The organism is Halorubrum orientale (assembly GCF_059623105.1).
Genome location: NZ_JBSPSR010000001.1, coordinates 123,328 through 140,405 on the forward strand (window position 1 = coordinate 123,328; position 17,078 = coordinate 140,405).

The window sequence follows — 17,078 nt, forward strand, 5'->3', positions numbered from 1 at the left end:
CGGGAGATGCGTCCCGGTTAGTCGTCTTTAGCTTCGTTCTCGGCAATCGGCTCGCTTTCCCAGTACGGGTGAGTCGAGTCCGCTCGCAGACACCGGGCTCGTTGGTCGGTGCCCACGTCGTACGCCTGCGGCGTCTCGGTGCGACACGCCGCACGCGCCTCGGGACACCGCGTGTGGAAGCGGCACCCCTGTGGCGGGTCGCGCGGCGACGGCACGTCGCCGGTGAGCGTGGCGAGCGGTTCCTCACGACGGGCTGTCTTCGTCCGTGGCACACTCGAGAGCAACGCCCGTGTGTACGGGTGTGCGGGGTCCTCGAAGACTGCGTCGACCGGTCCGATTTCGACTATCTCGCCGAGGTACATCACCGCGACGCGGTCACAGACATGTCTGACCACCCCGAGATTGTGTGCAATAAACAGGAACGTCAGCCCGAGATCCGACTGGAGGTCGCGGAGGAGGTTCAGAATCTGTGCCTGCACCGAGACGTCGAGCGCCGACACCGGCTCGTCTAAGACGACGAACTCCGGGTCGAGCGCGAGCGCCCGGGCGATGCCGATCCGCTGCCGCTGCCCGCCCGAGAACTCGTGGGGATACCGGTCGAGTTGATCCGCGGAGAGCCCGACGCGCTCGAGCAGGTCGCGAGCCGTCTCCCGCCGCGTCTCTCGGTCGCCAACGTCGTGGATCCGCAACCCTTCGGTGACGATAGCCCCGGTCGTCATCCGTGGGTCGAGACTCGAGAAGGGGTCTTGGAAGACGATCTGTGCCCGCTGTCTGAACGCCGTCAGCTCCTCGGACGTCATCGCGCCGACGTCGGCGCCGCCGAACCGCACAGTTCCGGCCGTCGGGTCACGGAGTCGCAACACGGTCTCGCCGGTCGTCGACTTCCCACAGCCCGACTCGCCGACGAGCCCCAGCGTCTCGCCTTCGTGCACCTCGAAGGAGACGCCGTCGACGGCTTTCACGCTCGCCGACTCGCGACCGAGCAGCCGGTCGATCATCGATGTGTCGGTACCGTAGTACTTTTTCAGCCCCGCGACGGACACGAGCGGATCGCTCACGAGCCCTCACCTCCCGGTGTCGGGTCGTCGCCCGGCGCGCCGTGGCCGGTGTGCTCGTCGGTGAGCGCGTGTGCTGGGTCGTACTCACCGTCGGCGAGGACACACCGCGCGGCGTGGTCCGCGTCCGCGTCGACCGTCGTCTCTCCGATCGGCTCCACACACGACTCCATCGCCTTCGGGCACCGATCGGCGAAGTAACACCCAGGGCCCATCTCGGCGTCGAGCAGGCTTGGGACGTTACCCGCGATTGGCTCGAGGTGCGAGCGCGGTTCGTCGACCTCTGGCATCGACCCGAGGAGTCCTTGCGTGTACGGATGGACTGTCTCTTCGAACACGGTCGAAAGCGTTCCCCGCTCCACGATCTCTCCGGCGTACATCACACACACCCGGTCACACATCTCGGCTATGACACCGAGATCGTGGGTGATCAACACGATACTCATCCCTCGGTCGGCTTGAATCTCCTTGAGGAGGTTCAGGATCTGTGCCTGGATCGTGACGTCGAGCGCGGTCGTCGGCTCGTCGGCTATCAGTACGTCCGGCTCGCCGGCCAGTGCCTGTGCGATCATCGCGCGCTGGAGCATTCCACCGGAGAACTGGCCTGGATACTCCTCGACCCGCTCTTCTGGGTCGGGGATACCGACTTGATCGAGGAGTTCGATGGCCCGCTGCATACTCGCGTCGCTCGTGTACCCACGACCAGGGACGATCCCGTCGAGGAGGTACTGCCCAAGGCCGTACCCTTGGCTTCGTGCCCGCGTCGAGCGCGGATTTGCGCAGGCGCGCCGCTGCACCTCGACTGCCTCGGCGATCTGCTCGCCGACCGTGATCGAGGGGTTAAAACTGCTCATCGGGTCCTGAAAGACCACGCTGAACGACGGGCCGCGCAGCGATCGTCGCACGTGAGCTGGCACCGTCCGGAGGTCGACGTGGTCGCCCGCCACGGCGACGTCGTCATCGACCGAGTCGGCGAGCACCGAGTCGCGGTACCACACCTGTCCGGCGGTGACCCGGCCCGGACGCTCGACGAGGTCGACGATCGACAGCGCGGTCACCGACTTACCCGACCCGGACTCACCGACGACTCCCAGGATCTCGTCTTCGCGGAGGTCGAACGACACCGACTCGACCGCATTGACCTGCCCCGACTCGGTGAAAAAGCGGGTCGAGAGGTCACGCACCGCGAGCACGTCGGTCGACGACGGCGCGCCACATGGGGAGGCGGCATTGCTCATGCCGCCCCTCCCTCGCCCTCTATGCTGGGGTCGAGTGCATCACGCAGCCAGTCGCCCAACAGGTTGATCCCGATCACAGACACCATGATCGCGAGTCCAGGGATGGAGGCGATCCACCACTGTCCCGAAGACACGTAGTCACGGCCCTGCGCGATGTCGAACCCCCACGAGAGTGTTGTCCCGGAGAACCCGAGAAACGACAGCGAACTCTCTAAGAGGATTATCGCGGCCACCTGCACCGTTCCAAGCACGATTATCGGCGTAATCGCGTTCGGAAAGACGTGCCGCGCGATGATCGTATTGGTGTCCGCTCCGAGCGCCCGCGATGCTTTGACGTACTCTTGGCCCCGCAACGAGAGCGCCTCTCCGCGTGCGACGCGGGCGAACCACACCCAGTTGACGAGTCCGACGACGATCACCACCGTTATCGGAAGCACGAAGCTGTCCGGCATGGTGGGCGCGAGCCCGACAGCGACGAACGGGTCTGGAACGGCGACGGCGGCTCTCCCCCACAGTCCGATCAGCGCGACCGCGAGGACGAGCGAGGGGAACGCGAGGCTCACGTCGGCGATCCTCATGAGGGCGTCGTCAACGCGACCGCGGTGGAAGCCGGCGAGTAGACCGATCGGAACGCCGATCGACGCCGCAAGCAGGGTCCCCAACACGCCGACGACGAGCGAGGTGCGTGCGCCGTACACGACCCGTGAGAACATGTCTCGACCGAGGCCGTCGGTTCCGAACACGTGAGCCGGGTCTGCGGTAACGGCGACCGTCTCTGTCACCGTCCGAATCTCGCCGTTGACCATCTCGGACGTCGTGCGTTCTTCGGTCTCTGAGAATCCGATGGGTGGTAGCTCGCTTTGTTCGAGGTTCTGTGCGGTTGGGTCGTGGGTCGCGATGAACGGCGCAAACACGGCGGTCAACACGACGAGGACCACCAGCGTCAATCCGAGCTTCGCGAGCCAGCTTCTGTTGAACTCCGTTTTGAGATTCTGAATAACACGTGCTGAAACCATCTTACTCGTTCACCACCTCTGGGTCGAGCGACGCGTACACCGTGTCGACGAGGACATTGACGACGACGAACCCGGTCCCAATGACGATGAGGCTTCCCTGGAGCGCCGGCCAGTCGCGCTGGTTGATGCTCTCGATGACGAGCGTGCCGAGCCCGGGCCACGAGAACACCGCTTCGGTGATCACGGCGCCGCCGATCAGCGTCCCGAGCTGTAATCCGAGTACGGTGATAATCGGGATGAGGGTGTTGCGGAGCGCGTGCTTGTACCGGACGAGCGTCCGCGGCAGCCCCTTCGCCCGAGCAGCTTGCACGTAGCCCTTGCCGAGTTCGTCGAGCATCCCCGACCTGGTGAGCCGCGTGATGAGCGCCATGAAGTAGGTGCCCAACGCGATCGCGGGGAGCGTGATGTACGCGAGCCACGAGAGCAGTGCGCCGACGAACGGCTCGCTCCCGCCTATTGCGAGGACGACGTCGCCGATATCGGTACCGCGACCACTGGTGTTGAACACGTCGAACTCCACTGCAAAGACCAGGATCAACATGATCCCAAGCCAGAAGTTCGGCGTGCTGATACCGCCGAGAGACACGAGCGTCGCGCCGTAGTCGACGGGCTCGTTGCGGTGGGTCGCACTCGCCACGCCGAGTGGGATCGCGAGGACGATGGCGACCACGCTCGCGGCGACGGCGAGCTCGATAGTCGCGGGAAGTCGACTGAACACGAGCGAGACCACCTCTTGGCCTCGGATGTAGGACCGGCCCATGTCACCGGCAAGTAGGTCGAGGATGTACTGTGCGTATTGCACGTACAGTGGCTGATCGAGCCCGAGCTCTGCGGCGATCGCCTGTCGCGTCTCTTGGCTGGCGTCTAGCGGTGCGACCGCGTTTATCGGACTTCCGGGGGTGATGAATCGGAGCGCGAACACGACGGTCACGACACCCCAGACGACGCCGATGCCTTGGAGGCTGCGTTTGAGTACGAATCTTCCAACTGACATTCGAAGTGCTCGATACCGGCGTTACCGCTGGGTTGCCGTGTCGGGGTCGATGAACTCGTCGGCTCGCGGCTCCCACTCGATCTCCGAAGAGACCCCGTAGACGCTGAACTGTTGGTGTAAGAACACCCATGGCGCGATGTCGTGTGCGAGTTCGTTCGCGGCCTGGAGCGTCTCGACACGCTCGTCCGGGTTCGATGTCTGTTCGGCCTCGACGAGCAGCGCGTCTAGGTCTTCGTTTTTCAGGACGGTGAGCGCCCCATCAGAGGACAACAGCGGGGTGAGCGTCTGACTTCCGTCGAACTCTCCGTTCCCCCAGCCGAGGAGGTTGAAGACGGGTCTGTCTTCGATGTTCGGTGCCGTAATGTCTTGGACGAGCGAGGAGAACTCCCGTTGTTCGAGCGAACAGGAGACGTTCGAGAGTGAGTCGATCTGGTCTGCGGCCGCCTGCGCGACCTCGACGTCTCTGAGGTACCGGCCAATCGGTGTCTGGAGTGTAATCTCGACGCCTGCGTGGCCTGACGCTTCGACGAGACGTTCGGCCTCGTCGGGGTCGTATGGGTATGGCTCTACGTCGGGATTGTGGCCGATGTGACCCTCCAGTGTCGGCTGAGAGGTAATCGCACCGAAGCCGTTGAGCACGTTTTCGACGATGCTCCCGACGTCGACCGCATAGTTCATCGCTTGGCGGAATTGCCGGCTGGAAAACGGCTCCACGTCGTATCGCATCTGCAAAAAGATGGTGCGTACACTTGCGACCGAAGCGATAGATGCAACCTCTGAGCTCTCCACACGGGAGACTTCATTTGGCGGCACGTTGGTGACAATATCGGTCTCCTCGGCGAGCAGCCGGTTGACGCGCGTGCTCGACTCACTTGAGGCGCCCATAGTGAGTGTGTCGGCCGCCGGCGCACCGCCCCAGTAGTCTTCGAACGCCTCGTAGACGACCTCGTTGCCGGAGTCGTACTCGGTGACCCGGAACGGTCCGGTTCCGTTGGTGTTGCGGTTGATGTAGTCGCCGTCGTTCGACTCGATCCACGACTGCTGGACGATCTCTCCGTTCGTCGCGAACAGCTGGAACGCGATCGGATTGTATCCCTCGAACGAGACGGTCACTGCGCCGTCGCCGGGCGTCACCTCGGTCACCGAGCCCAAGTCATTCGACTGCGGGCTGACGATGCCGACGTCGTCGAAGACAATCCGCCGGATGCTGAACGCGACGTCCTCTGGGGTGACCGCGTCGCCGTTGTGGAACGTAACCCCGTCGCGCAAGGAGAACCGCACCGACCCGTTTTCGGTTCGTTCCCACTCGTCTGCGAGGCCGGCGATGATTCCGCCTGTTTTGTCTCGATCGAGGAGTCCCTCGTACGCCTGGCCGACGATTATCTCGGTGTTCGTCTCCGCGTGGTCTTGTGGGTCGAGCCCAGAGTCCATCTGTCCCATTGTGACGTCGATTGCGAACTCGTCGCCCGCGTCGGCGTCGGCAGCGTCATTGGTCTCCGTGGACCCGTCATCTGACGCGTCGTCGCCGCCATCGGACCCGCCGTCTCCAGCACAGCCAGCGAGACCGACGGCGCCAGCCGTCCCAACGTAGGTAAGCACTGTCCGACGGTCGATATCTTTGCGGATATCAGTAGGCACAAGCAAAACCAGACGACTGATCATTATCAACGTATCGACCCGCCCCCTCACTTTCAGCCGATCGAATGACACGACGGGGTCGGGGTGATGGCGTCGCGGGTCCGTCTCCGCTGTCACTGTCAGTCGGGTCGATAGTCGGATCGACGCGTATGTACGGTCCGAGCCGCATCCACTACGCATGGTCCGTGTCGACCCAGGAGATGCGTGGGAGGCGGTCGTCGCCGACGCAGACGCGGTAGCAACGGCCTACCGCGACCAGGGATGGACGGTGACGACCACACACCCCGGCCACGTGAACCCGGTCACCGACGCCGCCCGAATCGACGTCCTCCTCCCGGATCCAGAGTTCGAGACGGCACACGAGGCGGTCGCCACCGCCAATCTTGATGCCGTCGAAGTATACGCTGCCGCCGAAGACGGCGTTTCCTACCGGGTCGTCGTCGCGACCGACGAATCGGCGGCCGTGGCGGTCTCCGTTCCAACGTACCTGTCGACGACAGCGCTACGCGCCCTCGGTGCGTCGGCCGACGCGGTCGGCTCGTTCACGGTACGACTCCGTCCGCTCGACGACCGTGACCACGCCGAGATCGTGATCGACGGAGTCCAGCGCTTTGTCGATCCTCCGGGGTCGGCGTCGTCGTCTCGCGAGTGAGTTGCCGGATGCGGTTCGGTGTGGCTACAGGCGAAATAGTGAGCGCAGAACCCACACCCGTGGGTGACTGACCTGCCAGGACACATCGCTGTATTCATGCTTGTGTGATCACGATCACCGATATGAACCGTGCAGAGAAGGCGGCCCTCCAACTGCGGGCGGTCGCCGTGTTGCGGACGCTAAAGGAGACGCGGACCTACGAGGAGCTCTCATCGCTCACTGGGTTGCCGCCGGGTGACCTCAACCGCTACGTGAACGGCCACGTGCTTCCGGGTGCGGGACGCGCTCGAACGATCGTCGCGGACGTTGGCCGCGAGGCCCTCGCCGACGAACTCGTCGCACGTGTCGCCGTCGACGACGAGGGCTACGTCGACAACTCGGGTGTCGTCTTCGATCAGTCGTTTCTCGACCTCGTTGCTCCGGTTGCGGCCGAGTCGTTCGCGTTCACCACGCCGGACGTCGTGTTGACCGCCGCCACCGACGGGATCTCACTCGGCGCAGCCATGGCATCGTTCTTCGATGCCCGCCTCGCGTACGCGAAGAAGTCGAAAGAAACCGCCGTCGAGGAGTTCATCGAGTCGCGACAGCGGCTCGCTTCCGGCATCGAACTCACCTACTATCTCCCTGCACGCGCCATCGATCCGGGAGACGTCGTCCTCGTCGTCGACGACCTGATCCGCTCTGGTGAGACACAAGAACTCCTGTTGGATATCGCGCTGCAGGCCGACGCCGATGTCGCCGGTGTGTTCACCCTGATCGCGGTCGGCGACGAGGGACTGTCGCGTGCCCGTGAAATCACCGATGCGCCGGTCGGTGCGCTCACGACGTTCGAGTGACCGGCCGGCGGGTACTCGTCAGACTGGCGTGTGCCCGACCGTGACACCCGTCTGTGTGTGCACGTTTGGCCAGTTTATCACCTAGCCAAGCTGTATTATCTGTATGAATACTCACACCTGCGTATGACTGACTATTTGAGGTAGAAAGTATTATATTTAGACGGCTGAGTATACACGATTACCCAATGGGGCTCGCAGATTCTGTGACAGCGCGGTTCGACGTAGAACAGCATGGCTCCGACCTCCGGACCGAGGTCGTTGCCGGGATCACGACGTTCCTCGCGATGTCCTACATCATCGTGGTGAATCCGTTCATTCTCGCGGAGGCGATCCAGATACCGGGATACGAGTTCATCGAGGTTGTCCAGATGATCGCCATCGCGACGATCCTCGCCTCGGCGGCCGCGACGCTTGTGATGGCGCTGTACGCCAACCGCCCCTTCGGGCTCGCACCCGGGATGGGGCTCAACGCCTTCTTCGCGTTCAGCGTCGTGCTCGGACTCGGCGTCCCGTGGCAGACGGCGCTTGCAGCGGTTTTCGTCGAGGGGATCCTGTTTATTTTGCTGACCATCGTCGGCGCCCGTAAGTACGTCATCCGGCTTTTTCCTGAACCGGTCAAACGCGCTGTCGGGGCGGGAATCGGGCTCTTCTTGTTGTTCATCGGCCTCCAAGAGCTCCAGCTCGTGGTGCCCGACGAGGCGACACTCGTCACGCTCGGCGGGATATTCGGGAGCCCGTGGTCGATCCTCGGCATCCTCGGCTTGGCGCTGACGTTCGGCCTCTGGGCTCGCGGCGTGACTGGTGCTGTCATCATCGGCATCTTGACCACCGCGCTCGCCGGCTGGGCGCTCACGCTCGGCGGTGTCTTCGAACGTGGCGTCGTCACGCCCGAGTCGCTGCCGGCCGCCCAGTACGACATCACACCCCTCGCGGGCGCGTTCGTCGACGGGTTCGCCAACATCGAGCCGCTCACGTTTACCCTCGTCGTCTTTACATTCTTTTTTGTTGACTTTTTTGACACCGCCGGGACGCTCATCGGTGTCTCACAGTTCGGTGATTTCCTCGATGACGACGGCGATCTCCCAGAGATGGACCGGCCGCTGATGGCTGACGCAGTGGGGACGACTGTCGGCGCGATGGTCGGTACCTCGACGGTGACTACGTACATCGAGTCGTCGGCGGGCGTCGAAGAGGGCGGTCGAACCGGTCTCACCGCACTCGTCGTCGCCATCGGTTTCCTCGTCTCGCTCATCGCCATCCCGGTCGTCGCTGCGATCCCCGCGTACGCCTCGTTCATCGCCGTCATCGTCGTCGGCGTAATGATGCTTCGAGGCGTCACTGAAGTCGACTGGTCGGACCCCGCTTGGACGGTCTCTGCGGGACTCACCGTTACGGTCATGCCGTTTGCCTACTCTATCGCTGACGGTCTCGCCGCCGGGATCATCTCGTACCCGCTGATCAAGGTTGCCGTCGGCGAGTACGATGAGGTCCGCCTTGGCCAGTACGTTATCGCGGTCCTGCTGGCCGGCTACTACGTGCTCCAGACCCGCGGGCTCATCCTCTAGTCGGCCTCCCGCAGGCGCGCTCGAAGCGGTCGTGTGCGCTCCACGCACCGATCACGGACTTCTTTATTCTCGCGGGACCTATTACGAGCTGATGACGGACCTAACGCTGTACGAGCTGTCCGGCTGCCCGTACTGTGCGACGGTACGAGAGACGCTCGCCGAACTCGATCTCGAGTACGAGTCGGTGACCGTTCCGCGGGCACACGGCGAACGAACCGAAGTCGAGGCGGTGAGTGGCCAAACCGGTGTTCCCGTCCTCGTCGACGAGGCGCACGGCGTCGAGGGGATGGCAGAGAGCACGGACATCGTCGCGTACCTCGAAGAGACGTACGGCGACGCAAGCTAACGCTCTCCTGACCGTGCGCCGCCTCCGTATTCCCAGACAGCGGTGGGCGAGAGCAACGCTCGGACTCTCGCTCGCGTTCGCCGTCGCCGCGTTCGGTTATTTTGCGCTTGCGGGTGCCCCGCTTCGCGGCGGGGCACTCGCCGTCCTCGTCCTCGGCGCCGGCTACTGGGAGTACCGGAAAAAGCGCCGTGAAAAGCGCCTCGCTGAGCGGTACGAGGCCGAAGCGGAGGCGCAGTCCGACGGCACCGATCGCTGATTGGGGGGCAGCCGGTGTCCACCGGCTTCATGTACGGGACCGGCGTAGCGTCTCGAGATGAGTGACGACCGCGACGACCGCGAGGCCGCGCTGGACGCGATGGACCGGCTACTCGATGAGTTCGAGGACGACGAGGCAGTGTCATACGCCGAGGTCGGCGGCGTCTACCAGGAGAAGACCGATCTTGTCGTCACCGATGACGGTCCCCGCAACCGCACCGCATTCACCGAGACGGGAGTGTGGCTGCGGGTCTTCGCGAACGGTGCTGCTGACTACCGCTACACAACCTCGCTCGACGACGAGAGCCTTCGAGACGTGGCCGACCGGGCGATCCGTAGCGGCGAGGTACTCGCGCAGTCCGAGCCTGGGCGGTTCGACGCGTACACCAGACACCGCGCGACCCACGGCGGCTGGGCCGAGACCGGTCTCGACACGGTCGACATCGACGAGGTCGTCGACGCGATCGACACGGGGCTCGCTCACACCGACGACCTCGCACTCGAGCGATGCTGGGTCAACTATACCGACGCCCACATCGAAGAGGCGATGGGAACTACCACCGGAAGTGTCGTGCAGACCACGCTCGACCGTGCGCAACTGGCGTTCAGCCTCACTCCCGTCGACGGTCCGAAAGTCCGCCGACACGCCGGATCGACGACGGGAGCAGCGTTTCTTGAGACGATCCCCGATCGGATCACAACGGCGGCCGACGACCTCGAACGGCTCGTTGACGCCGACCCTGCGTCAGTTGACTCCGGCGAGACAGTTGTCGCGTTGAGCCCGCATGCCGCCGGGCAGCTCTTTCACCTCGTCGCACACACGCTCGAGGCGGATGCCGGGTACATGGGACTGAGTCCGTACGCCGTCGGTGACGAGATTGGCCCGGCCGGCCTCCATATCGACGACACCGTCCGCGCCGGGTCGTGGGCCGCGCGTGCGTACGACGCCGAGGTGCGACCGACGGCCCCGGTGACGCTCGTCGCAGACGGCACGGTCCGTCGGCTGCTTCACAACACGACCTCTGCGGCGGACCACGAGACGGAGCCAGCGGGACACAGCGTCCCCAGCCTCGGCTTCACCGAGCCTCCGCGCATCCACGCCCGTCACCTTGAGGTGGCCCCTGGTGACGCGGACGCGGCGGCCCTCCGTGACGGTGCCGACGTCTACGTGGAACGGTTCGCCAGCCCGTGGCTCCGTGACGAGTTCGAGCGGATACAGCGCGCCGGCGTCTTCCCGGCGAGCGTCCTCTACGCGAAAGACATCGACGAGATGACCACCGACCGCCCCGACCGCGGTACCGCGTCGTTCCCGGTCGCTGAGGGATATCGGCTCGTCGACGGGGAACCGGCCGGCCGCATCGAGGACCGCACCTTCGAGTACGACCCGAGCGTCCTCGCGAGTCTCTCGCACATCGGCGCCGCTCGCGAGACGGTCACGGGCGTCTGTGAGAAACACAAATCTCGGCTGCCGTTCGCGGTGACGGCCCCCGGCGTACGGCTCTCCGCGCCGCTTTCGGTGTCGCGTTAGTCGTCTGCTGGTGTCGACTCGGTGCTGTCCGCTGTTCCCGACGCGCGCGGGCCATCCATCTCGGCGTACGGGTCGTACCCTTCGGCGCTCTCGTAGAGGTGACAGGCGACCGCCTGGTCGAACTCGCGTTTTTCTTCGAGCGGCGGCACCACTTGGTCACAGACGTCGCCGATGTACGACGGACAGCGGTTTTTGAACCGACAGCCGCTTGGTACGTCGATGACGTCGCCGACCTCTCCTTGTAACTCGACTCGCTCGCGACCCACGTCCGGGTCTGGGACGGGAACCGCGTCGATGAGCGCCCGCGTGTACGGGTGCTGTGGGTCCTCGATCACCTGATCGGTCGGCCCCTTCTCGACAATCTTTCCCATGTACATGATCGCCAGCCGGTCACACATGTGTCTGAGAAGCGAGAGGTCGTGACTGATGTACACGACAGAGAGGCCGAACTCGTCGGTCATCCGGTCGAGAAGTGACAGCACGCCAGCACGCAGACTGACGTCGAGCATCGAGACGGGCTCGTCGGCGACGATGAAGTCGGGGTCCAACACAAGCGCCCGGGCGATGGCGACCCGCTGTCGCTGGCCGCCGGAGAGCTCGTGGGGATACTGATCGAAGTAGTGCTCTGCGGGCTGTAACTCGGCGAACTCGAGCGCACGCTCAACCCGAGCTGTCTCGTTGCGGACGTCGTGGATCCGCAACGGCTCGGCGACGGTGTCATACACCGTCATCCGCGGGTTCAGACTCTCGAAGGGGTCCTGGAATATCATCTGCGCGTTCTGTCTGAACCGAGTGACCTCCGCCTCCGTCGCCTCTGACAGCCGCGTGTCGTCGTAGACGATGTCCCCGCCGGTCGGTTCGTGGAGTTTCACTAGCGACATTCCCGTCGTGGTCTTTCCACACCCTGACTCGCCGGCCAGACCGAGCGTCTCACCCTCGCGAAGCTCGAAGCTCACGCCGTCGACTGCGTGGACGTACTCCGGTTCGCCCCCGCCGATCGATTCGAGGATGCTCGCGATCCACCCCTGGTTGACTTTGAAGTGTTTCTCGAGGTTCTCGACCTCGAGTAAGACGTCACGGCCGCTCATTTCTCCACCCCGCCGTCCGTCGCCGCGGCCGTTTGTTTCCACGTTGTGGGGTCGTCAGCGTACGGGCGCAGCTCCGTGTCTATCTGGTCGGCGTAGTGGCAGTACGAGCGTAGCCCCTCGTGGTACTGTGCGTCCGGCTCCTCTGTGCGACACTTCTCGGTCGCCATCGGACACCGCTCGGCAAACCGACACCCCGCAGGTGGGTCGACGAGCTCCGGCGGGTAGCCGGCGATAGAGAGCAGATCCTGGCTCGACTCGCGGATGTTTGGAAACGCCCGCTTCAAGCCGATCGTGTACGGGTGGTACGGCTGGCCAAATATCTCCTCGACGGGTCCCTCTTCGGCGATCTTGCCCGCGTACATCACGATGACGCGGTCGCACGTCTCGGCGACGACACTCACGTCGTGGGTGATCACGAGCATTGAGGAGTTGACCTCGTCTTGGATCGTGCTGATCCGTTTCAGGATCTGATCTTGCATGATCACGTCGAGTGCGGTGGTGGGCTCGTCGGCCAAGATCAGCGAGGGCTCGAGCGCCAGTGCCATCGCGATCATCGCCCGCTGGCGCATCCCGCCGGAGAACTGGTGGGGGTAGTCGTCTGCGCGCTCGGGGTCTAATCCGACGAGCTCGAACATCTCGGTGACGATCTCGGTCGACTCCACTCGACCGGTTCCGGGACGATGCGTCTCTATTGCCTCGACTATCTGCTCGCGGATCGTGTACACCGGGTCGAGTGAGTTCATCGCCGACTGAGCGATCATGGAGATCTCCTCCCACTTGAGGCGGCGTCGCTCCGGTTCAGAAAGCGTCGTCAGGTCTTCTCCTTTGAACCGGATACTCCCATTGTTGACGTAGCCGGCGTCGGGAAGGATACCGATGATCGACTTCGCGAGCGTGGTCTTCCCACAGCCCGACTCGCCGACGATGCCGAGGTTCTCGCCCTCTTCGAGCGTGAACGAGACGCCGTCGACCGCTTGGGCCGGTCCGTCTTCGGTCTCGTAGTAGACTTCGAGGTCTTCGACTTCGAGTTGACTCATTGTAGTTTAGGGTTGGTGATCGATTCGTAGCCACGGCCGATGAGGAAGCCGCTGATGACGAGCAGGCCGATACAGATACCCGGCGGAACGAACCACCACCAGGCGCCGAACGAGAGCGCCGAGTACGCCCGCGAGGCCTGCAGCATCGTTCCCCACGAGACCGTGTTCGGGTCGCCGAGCCCGATGAACGAGACGCCCGCCTCGGCGAGGATTGCCCACGCGATTCCGAACGAGCCGTAGAGGAACGTCATCGGAAGCACGTTGGGCGCGAGATGGCGACTGATGATGTGCCAGTCGCCCGCACCAGCAACCTCTGCGGCCTTTACGAACGGCCGCTCGCGAAGCGAGAGCGACTGTGACCGGATGACCCGCGCCGTAGAACGCCACTGCAGGACGATGAGCGCGAGGATGATGTTCCAGAGGTTCGGCCCCAACACGGCGACGAGCACGATGACCGTCGGCAACAGCGGCATTCCGTACAGGAAGTCGACGATCCGCATCAGCGCGTCGTCGACCCGCCCGCCGTAGTAGCCGGCGACGAGCCCGACGAGCGTGCCGATGCCGGCGGTGAACACCGCCGCGATGAGCCCGACCAAGAGCGCCGCGCGTGTCCCGTAGACGAGTTGGCTGAATATGTCGAACCCCTCGGCGGTCGTCCCGAGCAGGTAGCCGCTGTCGGCACCGAGAATCGACGGCTCGGCCCACTTGTCGATGATGATGCCCGCCTCGCCCTGATACTGCCGTTGGAGCGGCTGATGGGTTGCGATGAACGGGGCGAATATCGCGATGAGCACGAACCCGGTGACGGTGAGCATCGAGAGCCTGACCGACAGCTCGTCGGTCAACAACCCCCAGTGTTCTTTCAGCGTCTCCCGCCAGAGGCGGAGCGTCCGCTGCCACTTGTCGATCTCTTCGCCGCCCGTCGTCTCGTCGAGGTCGGTGTATATCGACCGGCCCGATTGTTCTTCTTGTGCCATTGTTAGTCGTACGTCACGCGCGGATCGAGGTAGCCGTACGCCAGGTCCGCGGCGAAGTTGAGGAAGATGATCGTCGACGCGAGCACGATAAACGTTCCCTGTGCGACGGGGAAGTCGCGTCTGAGCACCGCTCTGACCATCTCACGGCCGATACCCGGCCACGCGAACACAGTCTCGATGAGAACGCTCCCGCCGACGGCGTAGCCCAACGCGATCGCCGCCGCCGTGACGATAGGGAGGAGTGCGTTGCGTGCTGCGTGTTTGAACATGATCGTCCGCTCGGTGAGGCCTTTGGCCCGGCAGACGTCGATGAAGTCCTCTGAGAGCACCTCGAGCATGCTCGACCGCATGATCAACAACGGGTAGCCCATGTAGTAGAACGCCAACACCGACGCGGGAGCGGCGAGGTGTTTGAGGAAGTCGAGGGTGAACACCATGTCGAAAAAGCCGGTGTTCTGCCCGCCTGTGCCGAGACTCGTCATCCCGCTCATCGGGATCACGTTAAACGTCGCCCCGAAGATCCACAACACGATCAGCCCAACGTAGAAGGTGGGCACACTCCGGGCGGTCAGTGCGGTGACGACCGTCGTTCGTTCGAATCGCGAGCCACGGTACCACCCCGACAGCACGCCGAGGGTGATCCCGAGCACGTACGCGATCACGAACGCGGTCAGCATCAACACCAGGGTGTTCGGGAGGTACGTTGCGATCACGTCGGTGACCGGCTGGTTCGAGTGGAACGACTGCCCGAAGTTCAACGCGAGGAGATTCTCGAGGAACCGGATGTACTGCACGTGGAGCGGGTCGTTGAGGCCGTAGCTCTCAATGAGCCGCTGGCGGGCCTCCTGGGTCATCTGTGAGGAGACGACGTACGAGGTCGGGTCGCCGGGCATGAGCCGGAACAGCCCGAAGAGGACTGTTCCGACCGCCCACAGCGTCACGACGAGCTGGAGCGTACGTCTGAGGACGAAACTAGCTTTTCCCATGGTGGTTGATCACGGCTGGTGGTGTGGGTGTCGGGTGTTGCGAAGCGGTTGTGTGGGTGGTTACTCGCTCGGGGCGATGAGCGTGCCGTCGTCGGCGTAGCTGTAGCCGGCCTCTTGGAGGCGGGTGCGGGCGGCCTCGACGCTCTCTTCGTACTCGGTGACCTCTTCGGTGTGGAGCGGCCCGAACGCAGGCGAGACGACGTTGAATCCGGGATCCGGGAAGCCGAAGAGGATCTGGTCGACGATGGCCGTTCGCGGGATGGTCTCGACGAGCGCCTTCCGCATCTCGGCGTCGTCCAGTCCCGTCTGGCGCTCGTTCGGCGTGAAGTGCCAGAACGTCGCCGCGACCTCGAACTGCGTCCCGATGTTTTCGTTGTCTTGGTTCTCGTCGAGCTGTCGGTCGATGCGGCCGAACGGCTCGTAGTTGAGGTCGCCGCTGATGAGATTCTCCCACACGGTCGACGCCTCGGGGATGACCCGCCAGAACCGACGCTCGAAGTCGACGGGCGCGAAGTGGTCGTCGAACCGGACCATCCCGAACTCGCTGCCCTGCTCCCAGTAGTCGAACATCATCGGGCCGCTGCCGACCGGCTCTTCGATGTTCTGTTGGCTGGGGTTCTCGCGGTCGGCCCACTTGTGCTCGGGGATGATAGGTAGCAGGTTGGCGACCGCGAGGTTGAACGGCCCCAGCGGCTCGGCCATGTTGACTCGGACCGTCTCCTCGTCGACGACCTCGGCGCTCTCGAGGTACTGTGACTGCGTGGAGTACAGCGGCACCTCGTTCTCGTTGATGTAGTTGTACGAGAACGCGACGTCCTCGGCAGTGAGGTCTTCGCCGTCGTGCCACGAGTGGTCCGTCCGGATGGTATACTCCATCGTGGTCTCGTCGACACGGGTCCAGTCCGTCGCGAGACTGACCTCCGGGTCAGGCTCGGCGTTGTTGTTGAGCTGGACCAGGTAGTCGTACATCATGTTGAACTGGTAGACGTGCTTGTTCTCGTCGTTGTGACCGAGCACGTTCATCGTCGAGATCGTCTCGGGCCAGTACCCTTTCAGGACGGTCTCGTCGCCTTCCATCTCCAGGTTTATCATCGTCCAGTAGGAGTTGAACCCGTTCGCGAGGTCCGCCTGCCAGTTGCTCACCTGGTTGTTGTTGAAGATCGCTGCCATCGGCATCTGCGTGATGGGCATCATCGGCACGTCGTCCATCACCATCTGCTGGATCTGGTGTGCCTGGTCGACGCGAGTGTCGGCATCGGGCTCTCCGAGATAGCTGCTGATGAGATCGTCGAGCTCTGCGTTCTCATAGCCCGAGTAGTTGCCCTGTCCGGGGTCGGTGTTCCCCGAGTTGAGCAGGTTGTTCAGCTCCGTCACTGGCTCAGAGACGAAGAACGTGTGCCACGTCGAGAAGCTGTAGTCGTACTCCTCGGTTACGCGGCTGTACAGCGTCCCCCACTCCAACACGTCGACTTCGATGTCTAAGCCGAGCTCCTCGTCGAACTGGCTCGCGATCAGGTTGATCGCGTCGTGTCGCGGCGGGTTGTAGCTCTGTGCGTTGTTCGTGTAGGTGTACGTCGGTAGATTGCTTTCGACGCTCTCGCCATCACCTTCGCTTTCGCCGCCACTGCCACCGTCGCCATTCTCGCCGCCCTCACCACCACCATCACCACCGGTACAGCCCGCCAGTGCGGTCATACCGACCGCGCTGCCGGCCGTGGTCGCCTTCAAAAACGCTCGCCGGTCCATCTCTGAGTCTGAGCTAGCCATGGAACAAAGCTGGGTTTCGTCAGCAGGTACATAAACATGTGGATCAGTCAGCTAATATGTCAGCCGCTACCGGAATGTGGCACATTCTGCACGTGCCGTC

The 17,078-nt window shown here is 63.7% G+C and carries 16 protein-coding genes; 6 read left to right on the forward strand and 10 right to left on the reverse strand.

Translation table 11 applies throughout. From position 1 onward, the window contains the following. Positions 1-17: 17 nt before the first annotated feature. Genes ACWUI7_RS00610 through ACWUI7_RS00630 form a run of 5 tightly spaced genes read right to left on the reverse strand, consistent with a single transcriptional unit; the run spans position 18 to position 5,941 of the window. Positions 18-1,058 carry an ABC transporter ATP-binding protein gene (locus tag ACWUI7_RS00610; RefSeq protein WP_496640213.1) on the reverse strand — a complete coding sequence of 347 codons (1,041 nt, stop codon included), beginning with the start codon at positions 1,056-1,058 and terminating at the stop codon, positions 18-20. After that, positions 1,055-2,293, reverse strand: a complete 1,239-nt coding sequence (locus ACWUI7_RS00615) for an ABC transporter ATP-binding protein (protein ID WP_496640214.1) — start codon at positions 2,291-2,293, stop codon at positions 1,055-1,057. Before ACWUI7_RS00615 ends, ACWUI7_RS00610 begins: the two co-directional genes overlap by 4 nt. Beyond that, complete coding sequence (locus ACWUI7_RS00620) at positions 2,290-3,309, reverse strand: ABC transporter permease (protein ID WP_496640215.1); 1,020 nt, start codon at positions 3,307-3,309, stop codon at positions 2,290-2,292. The genes ACWUI7_RS00615 and ACWUI7_RS00620 overlap by 4 nt, the downstream gene beginning before the upstream one ends. A 1-nt stretch (position 3,310) precedes the next feature. Further along, on the reverse strand, positions 3,311-4,303 hold the full coding sequence (locus ACWUI7_RS00625) for an ABC transporter permease (RefSeq protein ID WP_496640216.1): 993 nt from the start codon (positions 4,301-4,303) through the stop codon (positions 3,311-3,313). Between the two features lie 21 nt (positions 4,304-4,324). Continuing rightward, positions 4,325-5,941: an ABC transporter substrate-binding protein gene (locus ACWUI7_RS00630; RefSeq protein WP_496640217.1), complete on the reverse strand. Its 1,617-nt coding sequence runs from the start codon at positions 5,939-5,941 to the stop codon at positions 4,325-4,327. Between the two features lie 178 nt (positions 5,942-6,119). Between ACWUI7_RS00630 and ACWUI7_RS00635 the strand changes: the two genes are divergently transcribed. The 6 genes from ACWUI7_RS00635 to ACWUI7_RS00660 all read left to right on the forward strand — a co-directional run bounded on the left by ACWUI7_RS00635 (position 6,120) and on the right by ACWUI7_RS00660 (position 11,123). After that, positions 6,120-6,593, forward strand: a complete 474-nt coding sequence (locus ACWUI7_RS00635; protein ID WP_496640218.1) for a DUF7529 family protein — start codon at positions 6,120-6,122, stop codon at positions 6,591-6,593. A gap of 122 nt (positions 6,594-6,715) precedes the next feature. Next, complete coding sequence (locus tag ACWUI7_RS00640; protein WP_496640220.1) at positions 6,716-7,429, forward strand: phosphoribosyltransferase family protein; 714 nt, start codon at positions 6,716-6,718, stop codon at positions 7,427-7,429. Positions 7,430-7,614: 185 nt separating this feature from the next. Continuing rightward, a complete protein-coding gene (locus ACWUI7_RS00645) occupies positions 7,615-8,994 on the forward strand; it encodes an NCS2 family permease (protein ID WP_496640221.1) in 1,380 nt (459 codons plus the stop codon). A 91-nt stretch (positions 8,995-9,085) separates the two neighbouring features. Next, positions 9,086-9,340 (forward strand): glutathione S-transferase N-terminal domain-containing protein, encoded by a 255-nt coding sequence (locus ACWUI7_RS00650; protein WP_496640222.1) that lies wholly within the window; start codon positions 9,086-9,088, stop codon positions 9,338-9,340. A gap of 13 nt (positions 9,341-9,353) precedes the next feature. Continuing rightward, entirely contained in the window at positions 9,354-9,596 is a 243-nt protein-coding gene (locus ACWUI7_RS00655; protein ID WP_496640223.1) for a hypothetical protein, read from the forward strand. A gap of 57 nt (positions 9,597-9,653) precedes the next feature. After that, positions 9,654-11,123, forward strand: coding sequence for a metallopeptidase TldD-related protein (locus tag ACWUI7_RS00660; protein WP_496640224.1), 1,470 nt, complete (start codon positions 9,654-9,656; stop codon positions 11,121-11,123). On the opposite strand, the gene ACWUI7_RS00665 is transcribed toward ACWUI7_RS00660, so the two are convergent. Genes ACWUI7_RS00665 through ACWUI7_RS00685 form a run of 5 tightly spaced genes read right to left on the reverse strand, consistent with a single transcriptional unit; the run spans position 11,120 to position 16,978 of the window. Beyond that, positions 11,120-12,211: an ABC transporter ATP-binding protein gene (locus ACWUI7_RS00665; protein ID WP_496640225.1), complete on the reverse strand. Its 1,092-nt coding sequence runs from the start codon at positions 12,209-12,211 to the stop codon at positions 11,120-11,122. The two genes, ACWUI7_RS00660 and ACWUI7_RS00665, sit on opposite strands and share 4 nt — an antisense overlap. Next, positions 12,208-13,248 carry an ABC transporter ATP-binding protein gene (locus ACWUI7_RS00670; RefSeq protein ID WP_496640226.1) on the reverse strand — a complete coding sequence of 347 codons (1,041 nt, stop codon included), beginning with the start codon at positions 13,246-13,248 and terminating at the stop codon, positions 12,208-12,210. The genes ACWUI7_RS00665 and ACWUI7_RS00670 overlap by 4 nt, the downstream gene beginning before the upstream one ends. After that, entirely contained in the window at positions 13,245-14,225 is a 981-nt protein-coding gene (locus tag ACWUI7_RS00675; protein WP_496640227.1) for an ABC transporter permease, read from the reverse strand. The genes ACWUI7_RS00670 and ACWUI7_RS00675 overlap by 4 nt, the downstream gene beginning before the upstream one ends. A gap of 2 nt (positions 14,226-14,227) precedes the next feature. After that, positions 14,228-15,211: an ABC transporter permease gene (locus ACWUI7_RS00680; RefSeq protein ID WP_496640228.1), complete on the reverse strand. Its 984-nt coding sequence runs from the start codon at positions 15,209-15,211 to the stop codon at positions 14,228-14,230. 60 nt (positions 15,212-15,271) lie between these two features. Next, positions 15,272-16,978 carry an ABC transporter substrate-binding protein gene (locus ACWUI7_RS00685; protein WP_496640229.1) on the reverse strand — a complete coding sequence of 569 codons (1,707 nt, stop codon included), beginning with the start codon at positions 16,976-16,978 and terminating at the stop codon, positions 15,272-15,274. Positions 16,979-17,078: the final 100 nt, after the last annotated feature.